The sequence below is a fragment of the Allobosea sp. LC85 genome (assembly GCF_000735605.1).
Lineage (GTDB): Bacteria > Pseudomonadota > Alphaproteobacteria > Rhizobiales > Beijerinckiaceae > Allobosea.
In genome coordinates, this window is record NZ_JPKG01000013.1 from 77,151 (window position 1) to 90,889 (window position 13,739).

12 protein-coding genes and 1 pseudogene are annotated in these 13,739 nt (G+C 63.9%); 12 read left to right on the forward strand and 1 reads right to left on the reverse strand.

The window, feature by feature from the left end:
* The first annotated feature begins 2 nt into the window (after positions 1–2).
* The 12 genes from FG93_RS06240 to nuoG all read left to right on the forward strand — a co-directional run bounded on the left by FG93_RS06240 (position 3) and on the right by nuoG (position 13,622).
* On the forward strand, positions 3–1,466 hold the full coding sequence (locus tag FG93_RS06240) for a monovalent cation/H+ antiporter subunit D family protein (RefSeq protein WP_043233015.1): 1,464 nt from the start codon (positions 3–5) through the stop codon (positions 1,464–1,466).
* Positions 1,463–1,717 carry a hypothetical protein gene (locus tag FG93_RS06245; protein ID WP_043233017.1) on the forward strand — a complete coding sequence of 85 codons (255 nt, stop codon included), beginning with the start codon at positions 1,463–1,465 and terminating at the stop codon, positions 1,715–1,717. The genes FG93_RS06240 and FG93_RS06245 overlap by 4 nt, the downstream gene beginning before the upstream one ends.
* Positions 1,710–3,473 (forward strand): Na(+)/H(+) antiporter subunit D, encoded by a 1,764-nt coding sequence (locus FG93_RS06250; RefSeq protein WP_043233018.1) that lies wholly within the window; start codon positions 1,710–1,712, stop codon positions 3,471–3,473. The genes FG93_RS06245 and FG93_RS06250 overlap by 8 nt, the downstream gene beginning before the upstream one ends.
* Positions 3,474–3,481: 8 nt before the next feature.
* Complete coding sequence (locus tag FG93_RS06255; protein ID WP_043233020.1) at positions 3,482–4,954, forward strand: NADH-quinone oxidoreductase subunit M; 1,473 nt, start codon at positions 3,482–3,484, stop codon at positions 4,952–4,954.
* Entirely contained in the window at positions 4,951–6,390 is a 1,440-nt protein-coding gene (locus FG93_RS06260) for an NADH-quinone oxidoreductase subunit N (protein ID WP_043233022.1), read from the forward strand. Before FG93_RS06255 ends, FG93_RS06260 begins: the two co-directional genes overlap by 4 nt.
* 151 nt (positions 6,391–6,541) lie before the next feature.
* Positions 6,542–6,907, forward strand: coding sequence for an NADH-quinone oxidoreductase subunit A (locus FG93_RS06265; protein ID WP_043233023.1), 366 nt, complete (start codon positions 6,542–6,544; stop codon positions 6,905–6,907).
* Positions 6,895–7,398: an NADH-quinone oxidoreductase subunit B family protein gene (locus tag FG93_RS06270; protein WP_043233025.1), complete on the forward strand. Its 504-nt coding sequence runs from the start codon at positions 6,895–6,897 to the stop codon at positions 7,396–7,398. Before FG93_RS06265 ends, FG93_RS06270 begins: the two co-directional genes overlap by 13 nt.
* A complete protein-coding gene (locus FG93_RS06275) occupies positions 7,395–7,931 on the forward strand; it encodes an NADH-quinone oxidoreductase subunit C (protein ID WP_043233027.1) in 537 nt (178 codons plus the stop codon). The genes FG93_RS06270 and FG93_RS06275 overlap by 4 nt, the downstream gene beginning before the upstream one ends.
* A 28-nt stretch (positions 7,932–7,959) precedes the next feature.
* The gene (gene nuoD / locus FG93_RS06280; protein ID WP_043233028.1) at positions 7,960–9,174 is read left to right on the forward strand and encodes an NADH dehydrogenase (quinone) subunit D; all 1,215 of its coding nucleotides are present in this window, start codon (positions 7,960–7,962) and stop codon (positions 9,172–9,174) included.
* Between the two features lie 17 nt (positions 9,175–9,191).
* Positions 9,192–9,704: an NADH-quinone oxidoreductase subunit NuoE gene (gene nuoE / locus FG93_RS06285; protein ID WP_043233029.1), complete on the forward strand. Its 513-nt coding sequence runs from the start codon at positions 9,192–9,194 to the stop codon at positions 9,702–9,704.
* 4 nt (positions 9,705–9,708) lie between these two features.
* Complete coding sequence (gene nuoF, locus FG93_RS06290) at positions 9,709–10,974, forward strand: NADH-quinone oxidoreductase subunit NuoF (protein WP_043233030.1); 1,266 nt, start codon at positions 9,709–9,711, stop codon at positions 10,972–10,974.
* Between the two features lie 32 nt (positions 10,975–11,006).
* Complete coding sequence (gene nuoG / locus FG93_RS06295; protein ID WP_043233032.1) at positions 11,007–13,622, forward strand: NADH-quinone oxidoreductase subunit NuoG; 2,616 nt, start codon at positions 11,007–11,009, stop codon at positions 13,620–13,622.
* 12 nt (positions 13,623–13,634) lie between these two features.
* On the opposite strand, the pseudogene FG93_RS33515 reads toward nuoG, so the two are convergent.
* A pseudogene (locus FG93_RS33515) lies at positions 13,635–13,739 on the reverse strand (IS630 family transposase); the annotation flags it as partial.

The window sequence follows — 13,739 nt, forward strand, 5'->3', positions numbered from 1 at the left end:
GCTTGGACCCTGTGATGTCGATCCGGCCGTTGCTTGCCGTTGCGGTGGCGGGGCTGGCGGCATTTGCGGTTCTCCTGCTGAACAACCGCGAGAAACTCCGCGACATCGTCTCGACGGTGGCGGCGCTCGCCATGTTCGCCATCGTCGCCTCGATGGCGCCCACGGTGCTGGCGGGCGGGACGGTCGATTTGCGCCTGTTCGAGATTCTGCCGGGGATCGACTTCGCGTTCCGGGTCGATGCGCTCGGCATGGTGTTTGCCACTGTCTCGTCGCTGCTGTGGATCGTGGCAGCGATCTATTCCATCGGCTACATGCGGCACTTGAACGAGCACGCGCAGACCCGGTTCTTCGCCTGCTTCGCCACCAGCCTTGCGGCAGCCGTCGGAGGCGCCTTCGCCGCCAATCTGTTCACGCTGGTGATCTTCTACGAGGTGCTCAGCCTCGTGACCTATCCGCTCGTCTACCACCACGAGGACGAGGAGGGATGGGCGGGCAGCCGCAAGTATCTCGTCTATCTGATGGGCGCATCGAAGAGTGTGCTTCTCGCCGCACTGGCGCTGACCTACCACATCGCGGGGTCGCTCGACTTTGTGGCGGGGGGGGTGCTGGCCGCGAGCGATGCCTCGGCATCGCTGCTGGTGGCCGTCTATTTCTGCTACCTCTTCGGCTTCGCCAAGGCTGCGGTGATGCCGATGCACGCGTGGCTGCCTGCCGCGATGGTGGCGCCGACACCGGTCAGCGCGCTTCTGCACGCGGTGGCGGTGGTCAAGATGGGCGTGTTCTGCGTGCTGCGGGTGGTGTTCCACGTCTTCGGCACGGGGTTGGTGGATGGGCTGGGGCTCGGCATCGCCACGGCCTATCTGGCCTCGTTCACGATCCTGATGGCGTCGATCTATGCCCTCACACGCGACGACCTGAAGGCGAGGCTCGCCTATTCGACGGTCAGCCAGCTCTCCTACATCGTGCTGGGTGTGGTTCTAGCGTCGCCGGTCGCGATGGTCGGCGGGATCATCCACATCGCGGCGCATGGCTTCTCCAAGATCACGCTGTTCTTCTGCGCCGGGTCGATCCTGTGTGCATCCGGCAAACGCAACATCAGCGACATGGCCGGGATCGGCCGCAGGCTGCCCTGGACGATGGGCGCATTCTTCGTCGCCTCGCTCAGCATGATCGGGACGCCGCCGACCGCGGGCTTTGTCAGCAAGTGGTATCTGGCGCTTGGCTCGGTCGAGGCTGGGGAGATCGCTTTCTTGATCGTGCTCCTGCTGAGCTCGGTCCTGAACGCCGCCTATTTCCTGCCGGTCAGCTATGCCGCCTTTTTCGGTGCGGAGGCGCCGGGGAGCCCGGCAACGGTCCGTGAAATTCCGATGGTGACGATCCCGCTGGTCGCGACCGCCATCCTCTCGGTGCTGATGGGCGTCTTTCCCGACTATTTCCTCGCCCTGGCGGAAAGAGTGATCAGATGATCAGGCGCGTCGTCGATTTCTTTGGTGACCGGAGATATGCGAAGCAGCGCCGTCGGCTGCTCTACCTGGTGCTCGTCCTGGTCGTCCTCGCCGACTTCCTGGTCGTCCGCGAACACGCCGAGTACCTCTGGGAGCGCCTGCCGGGCTGGTCGGCCGTCTATGGTTTCGGCTCCTGTGTGCTGCTGATCTTCGTGTCCAAGTTCCTCGGCCATCGGGTCGGGTTGATGCGGCGCGAGGATTATTATGACTGACTTCCTTCATCCCGCCCTGTTGTTCATTCTCGGCGTTCTGCCGATCCCCTTCCTGCAAGGATCGATCCGCAAGGCCTATCTGCTGCTGGTCCCGGCGCTGGCGATCCTCGCCGTGCTCGCGATGCAGCCGGGCGACTACGGCGCGGCGCGGTTCATCGGGCAGGAGATCCTGATGGCGAAGGTCGACAAGCTGAGCGTGGTCTTCGCCCTCGTCTTCACCATTATTGCGCTGATCGGCATGGTCTACGCGCTGCACCTGCCGCGCGCCGGCCAGCATGTCGCAGCGTTCGTCTATGTCGGCAGCGCGCTGGGCGTGGTGTTTGCCGGCGATTACCTGACCCTGTTCCTGTTCTGGGAAGGCATGGCGCTCGCCTCGGCCTATCTGGTCTTCGCCCAACGTGGCGGGCCTGCGATCCGCGCCGGCTTCCGCTATCTTATGGTCCATGTCACCGGCGGCGTTGTCCTGCTCGGCGGCGTCATTCTCCACAGCCTCGCCACCGGCTCACTGCTCTTCGGCCCGATCGAGGGGGAGATGGGCGCCGGCGCCTACCTGATCCTTGCCGGTTTCATGCTCAACGCCGCGGTGCCGCCGCTCAACGCCTGGCTGACAGACGCCTATCCGGAGGCGACCGTCACCGGCGCGGTCTTCATGAGTGCCTTCACCACCAAGACCGCCGTTTATGTGCTGGCGCGGGCGTTCCCGGGGGTCGAGCTTCTGGTCTGGCTGGGCACCGTGATGGCGCTCTACGGCGTCATCTACGCAGTGCTGGAGAACGACTGCCGGCGTCTCCTGGCCTATCACATCGTCAGCCAGGTCGGTTACATGGTGGCGGGCGTCGGGATCGGGACCGAGATGGCGGTGAACGGCGCCGCCAGCCATGCTTTCGCGCATATCCTCTACAAGGCGCTGCTCTTCATGGGGGCAGGCGCAGTGATCTACGTCACTGGGCGTCGCAAGCTCACCGAACTCGGCGGGCTCTACAGGACCATGCCACTGACCGTGGTCCTCTACATGGTCGGCGCCTTGGCGATCTCGGCATTTCCATTCTTCTCGGGTTTCGTCACCAAATCGATGGTCGTGGCCGCCGCGGGGCAGGATCACCGCGCGCTGGTGGTGCTGGCCCTGACGATGGCATCGTCGGGGACGTTCCTGCACACCGGGCTCAAGCTCCCCTATTACATGTTCTTCGGCACGGATCGGGGGCTGGAGGCGCGGGAGCCGCCGCCCCCCAACATGCTGGCTGCGATGGGCATGGCGGCGGTGCTCTGCATCGCGATCGGGATCTTCCCGCAGCCGCTCTACGCACTGCTGCCCTATCCGGTTGAGTTCGAACCCTACACCGGCGTCCATGTCACCGAGAGCCTCGGCGTGTTGATGTTCACCGCCTTGGGTTTCGTGCTCTTCCTGAAGGCGCTCGACCCCGAGAACACGATCAGCCTCGACACCGACTGGTTCTACCGCAAGGGTGCGCGCTGCTTCATGTGGCTCGCTGAAAAACCGCTCGCGAGCTACGAGAAGGCCGTGAGCGACGTGTCGGAGACCGTCGCGCTGCCCTTCCTGCATCGGGCGGCGCGGGCCGGATTGCGGGCCGATCTCAACGGCGTGGATGCTGTCGTCAACGGCATCGCCCGCTCGATCTTGCACGGCGGCGGGATGCTGCGGCTGCTCCAGACGGGAGTCGTCACTCACTACGCGCTGGCGATGATTGTTGGTTTGATCGCGGCCACTGCCGTGTTCGCCGTGGTCTGGCGATAGGGGGAGCGATGGCGTTCCCGCTGCTGAGCCTGATCGTGTTCCTGCCCGCCGCCGGGGCCGCGGCTCTGATGTTTTTCCGCAACGACGATGCGGTCCGCTGGACGGCGTTGGGTGTCACCGTTCTCGACTTCGCTCTCTGCATTGCGATGCTGGCTGGATTCGACACCACGACCCATGAGATGCAGTTCACCGAGAGGCGTTCATGGATTCCGGTGCTTAGGATCAGCTACGCGCTCGGCGTGGACGGGATCAGCGCGCTCTTCATAGTCCTGACCGCGCTGCTGGGCTGGATCTGCGTGCTCGCCTCCTGGGTCGCGATCGACCGCAAGGTGAAGGAGTTCATGGTCAGCCTGCTGGTCATGCAGGCGCTGATGCTGGGTGTGTTCTGCGCACTCGACCTGTTCCTGTTCTATGTCTTCTGGGAGGCGATGCTGATCCCGATGTACATGATCATCGGCATCTGGGGCGGTGACGGTCGGGTCTATGCGGCGTTCAAGTTCTTCCTCTACACGCTGGCGGGCAGCCTCCTGTTCCTGATCGGCGTCATCGTGCTCTATTTGCACGGTGGCACCTTCGATATCCTCGTGCTGACGGCGCAGGATTTGCCGTTTCGGGTCCAGTCCTGGCTGTTCTTTGCCTTCCTGATCGCCTTCGCGGTCAAGGTGCCGATGGTCCCGCTCCATACCTGGCTACCGGACGCCCATGTACAGGCGCCGACGGCGGGCAGCATTATCCTCGCAGCCGTGCTCCTGAAGATGGGCGCCTATGGGTTCCTGCGCTTCTCGCTGCCGATGCTGCCACAGGCGTCGGTGCATTATTCCACGCTGATGCTGGCCCTTTCGGCGCTTGCCATCGTCTATGGCGGGCTGCTTGCCCTGGCACAGGACGACCTGAAGAAGCTGGTGGCCTATTCTAGCATCAGCCACATGGGCTTCGTGACACTCGGGATCTTCTCCCTGAACCTGCGCGGGCTCGAGGGCGGCATCCTGCAAATGTTCAATCATGGCGTCACGACGGGCGCATTGTTCCTGTTCGTGGGCCTGATCTACGAGCGGACCCATACCCGCAGCATCGCGGACTATGGCGGGCTGATGAAGGCGGCACCGGTCTATACGGTGTTTCTGGCGCTGTTCGTCTTGTCGTCGATGGCGCTGCCGGGCACGAATTCATTCGTGGGCGAACTGCTGGTGTTGTCGGGTGGGTTCGCGGCCAACCCGGCGCTCACTGCGGTCGCCATCCTCGGGGCGGTGCTCGGCGCGGCGTATCTGCTTGGCATGTATCGCAAAGTCGCGCTCGGCCCGGCCAGCGTCGGCACGCGATTCAAGATCCATGACGTGAACGCCCGCGAACTAGCGGCGATCCTGCCGCTGGCCGTCCTGGTGCTTTGGGGCGGGCTCTATCCAAAGCCCTTTCTCGGCATCATCGACGCCTCGGTGAAGCATCTGCTGATGCAGGTGCATGGCAGCGGAGGCGGTCCATGACCGCCGACGCGCTTGTCCAGTCTATCCTCGCGAGCCTGCCTGAGATCGTAGTGGTCACCGGGGCGTGCGCCCTGCTGATCCTGGGTCAGCTTGTACGGAAGGGACAAGGGCGTTTCCTTGTTTGCACGTCCATTGCGGTCGTGCTGATTGCGGCCCTTGCGACACTCATGCTGGTGGGTGAGGCGAGACCAGCTTACGCGGGCATGTTCATCGCCGATCGCTTCGCGGTTTTCTTCAAGAGCATATTCTACTTGGTCACCGTTCTGACATTCCTCCTTTCGCGAAAATATACCGATATCGAGGGGATTGAGAGCAGCGAATACTATGTCCTTCTGCTCTTTGCGCTGTCGGGAATGATGATCATGGCCTCGGCGACAGACCTACTGTCGCTCTATGTGGGCCTCGAGTTGATGGCGCTCTGCACGTATGTGCTGACCGGGTTCCTGCGACAGCAGCGGCGGTCTAACGAAGCGGCGCTGAAATACGTGATCCTTGGCTCGATCTCGACCGGGATCTTTCTCTATGGCGTTTCGCTGGTCTACGGGATCACCGGCACGACGCAACTGGACGGAATGGCTGCGGCGGTGACCGGAGCCCCGCTCGACCCCGGATTGCTGCTGGCGGTGGTCTTCATCGTCGCGGGTTTGGTCTTCAAGGTCGGTGCGGTGCCGTTCCACATGTGGGTGCCGGATGTCTATGAGGGTGCTCCGACGACGATCGCGGCCTTCATGTCGGCAGGGCCCAAGGCGGCGGGGTTCGCAGTGATCCTGCGCGTGTTCCTGAACCCGCTGGTCACGGCCTCCGATGCCTGGATCATCGTCGCGGTGATTGCGGTGGTGACGATGGCGCTCGGCAGTTTCGTGGCGCTGGTGCAGGACAATTTCAAGCGCCTCCTTGCCTATTCGAGTATCGCCCATGCCGGGTTCGCCCTGCTCGGGGTGGTGGCCGGCGGCGCGGATGGGATCGCCAGCGTGATGCTCTATCTGCTGATCTACGCGTTCATGAACCTCGGCATCTTCGGCACCGTCATCATGATGCGGAACGGCGATGTCTCGGGCGAGGGCATCGAGGACTATGCGGGGTTCGCCCGGTCGCATCGCGGGCTGGCGCTTCTGATGCTGCTCTATCTCTTCTCTCTGGCCGGCATCCCGCCGACAGCCGGGTTCTTCGCCAAGTTCTATGTGCTGGTCGCGCTCGTCGAGCGGGGCTTCGTCACACTGGCGGTGGTCGCGGTGCTGCTCAGCGCGGTTGCCGCCTATTTCTACATCCGCATCGTGATGGTGATCTACATGCGCGAGCCGGAACGCGCGTTCGAGCCGGCCTTGACGCCCTTGGTTCGTGCCGCACTCGCCGTCACCGCCATTGGCACCATCGGCATCGGCCTGTTCCCGGCGTGGTTTCTGGGACTTGCTCAAAACTCGGTGTTCGGCGGCTAAGCGCCTGGAATTGCGCCAGTCCAACAGAGCGAATAGAGTTGCAATACAGGGCATGAATGCCCAAGTTTTATGCGAGGGCCTGCGTTAGACCGGTCCCGAAGCGGCCGGTTTCGGCTTGAGCAAGCCCTCGGGGTAACCGGGGTCATACGTCATGACGGGAATGGAATTCCTGCCGGTTCTGTTCATGGTCGCCGGAATTGTTCTGGTCGCGACGGCGACGCTCTTTGTCTCTTCACTCCTGCGCCCGTCCAATCCCTATCCCGCGAAGAACATGCCCTATGAATGCGGCATGGACCCGGCGGGCGAGGCGGCCGGAGGCCGCTTCAGGGTGCAATTCTTCATCCTTGCGATCCTGCTGGTCGTCTTCGATGTCGAGACGATGTTCCTCTTTCCCTGGGCAGTCGTCCTGAAGGAGATCGGGCTTGTCGGCTATATCGAGATGTTCGTCTTCATGCTGCTGCTTGTCGTGGGCTTCGCCTACGCCTGGCTGAAGGGAGCGCTGGAATGGGAAGCGTAAACAACGCGATCCGCGACAGCGTGCTGTTCACCACGGCCGACAGCATAATCGGCTGGAGCCGGCAGTCGGCGCTGTGGCCCGAGACCTTCGGCATTGCCTGTTGCGCCATCGAAATGATCTCAGCAGGGTGCGCGCGCTATGACCTCGACCGGTTCGGCGTGGTCTTCAGGCCTTCGCCACGCCAGTCCGACGTGATGATCATTGCCGGCACCGTGACGCGGAAATTCGCGCCCGTCGTGCGCCGGCTCTATGACCAGATGCCGGAGCCGCGCTGGGTCATCGCGATGGGCACCTGCGCGATTTCGGGCGGAGTCTACAACACCTATGCCGTGGTGCAGGGTGCGGAAACCTTCGTACCGGTGGACGTGCATGTGCCGGGCTGCCCGCCGCGGCCTGAGGCGCTGATGCATGGCTTCCTGCTGCTTCAGGAGAAAATCAAGAAATCCCGGGCGCTGGCCGGGACGCGTCTGGAACGGGTGCTGGCGCCATGAGCACGGGAACGCCCTTCAACAGCGCTCCGATTGCGGAGCGCTTCGGGGGCCTGATCGAGGATCTCGGCTTCGCGCATGGCGTTCACGGCTTCTCCGCAGCCCCCGACATGATCGTCGAACTCTGCCGGTTCCTGAAGGAGCACCCGGCGCTGCGGTTCGATTTTCTGTCCGACATTTGCGGGGTCGACCATTACCCCGAGATGCCGCGCTACGAGGCCGTGTACCACCTCTACTCGCTGCCGAATAAGTGGCGCGTCCGGATAAAATGCCGCCTCGGCGATCCGCCTGTCGTCCCGTCGGTGACAGGCGTCTGGCGCACCGCCAACTGGCATGAGCGCGAGGCCTGGGACATGTACGGGATCAGCTTCGAGGGCCACCCCGACCTGCGCCGGATCTACATGTGGGAGGGGTTCGAGGGCTTCCCGCAACGCAAGGACTTTCCGCTCCGGGGCTACAAGGATGAGCTGAATCCGTTCGGCGCCGAAGGTCCGCGACCGACTCAGCCCGACCTCGCCACCGGGAATATTCCGTAAGGGGGCCGTTCCACGCCGGAGAGTTGAGATGACCGAGGTCACGGAACTCAGCAGGCCGGAAGGCGAAGCGCTCGACACCAGGGAAGTGCTTCTCAACCTCGGCCCTCAGCATCCCAGTACGCATGGGGTGTTGCGGCTCGTCCTCGAACTCGACGGCGAACATGTCGCGCGCGTGGATCCGCATATCGGCTATCTCCACCGCGGCACTGAAAAGCTGGCCGAGAGCTTCACCTATACCCAGATCTTTCCGCTGACCGACCGGCTGGACTACCTGTGCCCGCCGTCGAACAACCTGGCCTTCGCGCTGGCCGTGGAGAAGCTTCTGGGCATCGAAGCGCCGATCCGTGCGCAGTATATCCGCGTGCTGATGGCCGAGCTGGCCCGGATCTCCGGCCATCTCCTGATTACCGGCGCGTTGCCGATGGATCTGGGCGCCATGACCGCGTTGCTCTACGCCATGCGCGAGCGCGAAATGGTCATGGACCTGCTGGAGATGATCAGCGGGGCGCGGATGCACACCTCGTTCTGCCGTGTCGGCGGTGTGCGCGAGGATTTGCCCAACGGGTTCTTCCCCAAGATCAGGGAGTTCTGCGAGGTCTTCCCGAACCGGATCCGCGATTATGAGCGGCTGATCGAGAACAACCGGGTGTTCCTGAAGCGCACCCAGGGGATCGGCGTGATCTCTGCCGAGGATGGCATCGATCTTGGTCTGAGCGGCCCGAACCTGCGGGCGTCGGGCGTCGACTGGGACATCCGCCGCGACGAGCCCTATGAGGTCTACGACCGCCTCGCCTTTAACGTCATTACCCGTGAGGAGGGCGATTGCCACGCGCGCTGGTGCTGCCGGGTCGAGGAGATGCGCGAGAGCATCCGGATTATCGAGCAATGCGTCGACCAGATGCCCGAGGGACCCTTCCAGATCGACATGCCGACCATCGCCTTCCCCTTGAACAAGGACAGGGTGCACTGCTCGATGGAGGCGCTGATCCAGCATTTCGACCTGTCGGCCTATGGCTTCAAGGTGCCGAAGGGCGAGGTCTACTCGGCGATCGAGGCGCCGAAGGGCGAACTCGGCTTTTACATCATCAGCGACGGGTCGGAAAAACCGTTCCGCATGAAGGTGCGGGCGCCGTCATTCGTCAACCTTCAGGGACTGTTCGGGGTCAGCAATGCGCACTATCTGGCGGATATGATCGCCGTGTTGGGCAGTCTCGACCCTGTGATGGCCGAGGTGGACAAGTAGCGGGAGATTTGGACGCGATGACCATGCGCGAACAGATCGAGGCGGCTGCTGCGCGGTATCCCGACCAGCGCTCGGCGATCATGCCCGCGCTTCTGATCGCGCAGAAGGAACATGGCTATCTGCCCGCTCCGGTGTTGGAGGAGGTCGCCGACATCCTCGGCGTTGAGCGGATCTGGGTCTACGAGTTGGCGACCTTCTACACCCTCTTCCATACCACGCCGGTGGGAAGGTTCCACCTCCAGCTCTGCGACAACGTCTCCTGCATGCTGCGCGGATCGGAAGACCTGCTGCGGCATCTGGAGGCGGTGCTGGGGATTGAAAAGGGCGGCACGACCCCGGACGGGCTGTTCACGCTGTCGACCGTCGAATGCCTCGGCGCCTGCGAGATGGCCCCGGTGATGCAGGTCGGCGACGACTATCACGGCGATCTCGACATCGCGCGGCTCGGCGCGCTCCTGGACAGGCTGTGCAAGGCGGCGGGGCAAGTAACAAGCGCCGAACGCGTCGTCGTAGGCGCGCCGGGAGGGTAGCGCCATGTTCGAACCGGTCCTTCTCAGGAACATGGACGTGCCGGATGGCCATCTGCTCTCGACCTATGAGGCCGGCGGCGGTTACCAGGCGCTGGCGAAGGTGCTGCGCGAGCACCCCCCCGACGGGGTCATCGACCTCGTCAAGCAATCCAACCTGCGTGGTCGCGGCGGAGCAGGCTTCCCAACCGGGTTGAAATGGAGCTTCGTGCCGAAGCGGGCTGGCAAGCCGAAATACCTGTGCTGCAATGCCGATGAGGGGGAGCCCGGCACCTTCAAGGACCGGATCATCATGGAGCGCGACCCGCACCAACTGATCGAGGGCATGGCGATCAGCGCCTACGCGATCGGGGCGGAAACCGCCTATGTCTATATCCGCGGGGAGTATGTGCTGGCGATCCGGCGGCTGGAACAGGCGATCACCGAGGCACAGGCGAAGGGTTATCTGGGCTCGCAGATCCTGGGCTCGGATTTCAATTTCGCCGTGCACATCCATTGCGGCGCTGGCGCTTACATCTGCGGCGAGGAAACCGCGATGCTCGACTCCCTCGAGGGCAAGCGGGCGCAGCCGCGCTTGAAGCCGCCATTTCCGGCGGTTGCGGGGCTCTATGCCAGCCCGACGGTGATCAACAATGTCGAGACGCTGGCCTGCGTGCCGCACATCGTGATGCGGGGACCGGCCTGGTTCCGCGACATCGGCCCGGACAAGAGCCCCGGCCCGAAGCTCTATTGCCTGAGCGGGCAGGTGCGCAAACCCGGCCTTTACGAGCTGCCGATGGGCATATCGCTGCGCGAACTGGTCGAGGAGCACGCCGGCGGGCCGCTGCCAGGGCGCAGGATCAAGGCGGTGATTCCTGGCGGTGTATCGGCACCGCTGATTCCGGAGCGAGGGCTGGATGTCGGGATGGATTTCGACTCGCTGTCCGCCGCCGGCTCGATGCTCGGTTCTGCCGGGGTGATCGTGATCGATGACTCGACCTGCATGGTCAAGGTCGCCACCCGGATCATCGAGTTCTTCCATCACGAGTCCTGCGGTAAGTGCACACCCTGCCGCGAAGGGCTGAACTGGGCGGTGAAAGTGCTGCGCCGGATCGAGGCCGGCGAGGGCGCTCCGGGCGATCGAGAGCAGCTCGAGGCGCTCTGCAAGGGCATTTTCGGCAATACGTTCTGCGCTCTGGGCGACGGCGCGGCAATGGGGCTGCGCGCGGCCCTGGCGCATTTCGAGCCCGAGTTCGTTGCTCATATCGATGGGCGGAGATGCCCGTTTCACTAAGGCGCATGAAGGGAAACGGCCGAGGGGAAGCCATGGTTCGCGTCACGATCGATGAACGACCGCTGGAGGTGGAGGCCGGCTCGACGGTGCTGCAGGCCGCCGAGCGCTTGGGCATCGACATCCCAACCTTCTGCTACATGAAGCGGTTACCGCCACTGGCCTCCTGCCGCATGTGCCTGGTGGAGATCGAGGGGCAGCGGCGGCTGCAGCCCTCCTGCGCCACCGCGGTCACTGACGGCATGGTGGTGCGGACGAACACACAGCTGATCGACGAAACGCGCTCGTCCATGCTCGACATGCTGCTCGCCAACCACCCCCTCGACTGCCCGATCTGTGACAAGGGTGGCGAGTGCGAGCTTCAGGATCAGGTGATGGCCTATGGGCCCCGCGAAAGCGGGTTCCGCGATGCCAAGCGTGTGTTCCACTCCGAGGACATTCGTCTCAGCCCGGTCGTCATCATGAACGTCAACCGCTGCATCCAGTGTCAGCGCTGCGTCCGGATGTGTGAGGAGGTCGTCGGCGCGGTCGCCCTGGGCACCGTCGAAAAAGGCATGGATACCGCCGTCACCGGCTTCGAGGGCAGTCTCGCGAGCTGCGACCAGTGCGGCAATTGCATCGAAGTCTGTCCGGTCGGCGCGCTGATGAGCTTCCCCTATCGCTACAAGGCGCGGCCCTGGGATCTGGCTGAGACCGATACAATCTGCCCGCATTGCGGCACCGGCTGCCAGCTGACCGTCGGCACGCGCAAGGGCGAGCTTATGCGGGTCCGCTCTAAATGGGAGCATGGGGTCAATCGCGAAACGCTCTGTGTGCGGGGGCGTTTCGGCCTCGACTTCGTCGGGAGCCCCGACCGGATCAAGCGGCCGCTGATCCGTCGGGATGGCGCCCTGGTTGCGGTTTCGTGGAATGAAGCGGGCGACGAGCTGCGCCGGCGCCTCTCGGCAGTCGAGAGCAAGGCTGCGGGCGGGCTGGCCTCGCCGCGCTTGCCCAACGAGATGCTCTATCAGTTCCAGAAGCTGATGCGGACGGTGTTCCGAACCAATAATATCGACTGCACCTCGCGTTGGTCCACGCCCTTCGATGCGCTCGGTCCCCTGTTGAGCTTCTACACGCGCGCGCCGCTGGAAGAGGTGATCGGCAAGGATTGCGTGCTTGTCGTCGGCGGCAACGTGACCGAAGAAAACCCGGTCACCGAATATCTGCTGCGGGACGGGGCGCGGCGGCGGCACACCGGGTTGCTCATGCTCTCGGCGCGGCCATCCCGTCTGGACGCCGATGCCCGAGCGGTTGTTCGCGTTCCGCCGGGCGGTGAGGCGGCGAGCCTTGCCGCGGTGGTGGCCGGGCTGATGACGGTGGCTCATCCCGCCTTGCCGGACGATGTTCCTGTGGGCATCGGAGCGGCAGCCGCCGTGCCCACCGCGAGCGCTGATGGTGACCCGCCGGATCGTCTCAGCGCCGCGCTGCTGGAAGGCCGGAGCGTCACCGTGCTTGTCAGCGTCGATATCCTCAAATCACCCGAAGCGCGCGCAACGTTGCAGCAGCTCACCAACTTGCTGCGGCTTCTCCGCACCCTCGGTAAGGACCCGGCGATGCAGATCCTCTTCGATCGCGCCAATCAGATGGGCGCCTGGGATATGGGGGTGCTGCCGGCGGCGCTGCCGGGGTTGCACAGGGTCGCCGATGATGGGGCGCGCGCAGCTCTCGAACGGGTCTGGGGTGCCGCAATCCCGTCTGAACCGGGCGCGGATTTCGACGCCATGCTGGAGCTCTGCAACAATGGGCGAATGGGCGCGCTCTATATTGTCGGGAGCGACCCGCTGATGGCCTACCCCGACCGAACATTCGCGAAGCGGGCGCTTGCTGCGGCCGATCTCCTGATCGTGCAGGACACGTTCCTCACGGACACGGTCGGCTTGGCCGATATCGTCCTGCCCGCGGCAGGTTATGGCGAGGAATCCGGCACATTCACCAACAATGAGGGCCGGACCCAGAAGGTCTGCAAGTTTCGCGAAGCCGCCTTCGAGGCACGAGGCAATTTGGCGATCTTCGACTTCATTGCCGCGCTCCGCAATCAGGAGCTGCGTCCGTCAACACAAGGCGACATCTTCGACGAGATTGCGAGGCTGGTGCCGGCCTACCAAGGGTTGACGCAAAGCGGGCTAGGCGTCGACGGAGCATTCACCAGGGCGGCCCCGCCGCCACCGGCTGACGCGATCTTCGCCCCGCCGCCTGCCGTCCCGAATGCAGCCGACGTGCTCATGCTGATCACCGGCAACTGCCTGTTCCACAACGGATATCTTTCCGAGCGCTCGGAGATCCTGAATACGGTCGCGGCTGACCCCTATGTCGAGATGAGCGCGCAGGATGCCGCGCAGCGTGGCCTTTCGGATCGCGATCAGGTGGTTGTCCGATCCGCGCAGGGCGAGCTGACGGCGCAGCTCAAGGTCAACAGGCATTTTCCCGGGGGCCTCGTGTTCGTGCCGGAAAACTACAGAAACCTGCGTCTCAACAGCCTGATGCGACGGGGCGAATACCCCTGTCTGGTGGAGGTTCACGAGGCGCACCTCACCGTCGGGGTCACCACTGCCGCCGGGGTTGGCGCGATGGCCGCAGATATCGGCCGCGGCACTTCGAGCCCGCAGTCCTAGACCGTCGGACGTTTAATCGTACGCATACCCGGCATGTTTGAAGAGGTTTTGGCACTCTTGCGGCTTGAATAGGTCGCAGATGTTGCCGACGGCCTTCCAGAGCGCATCGAAGGTTCT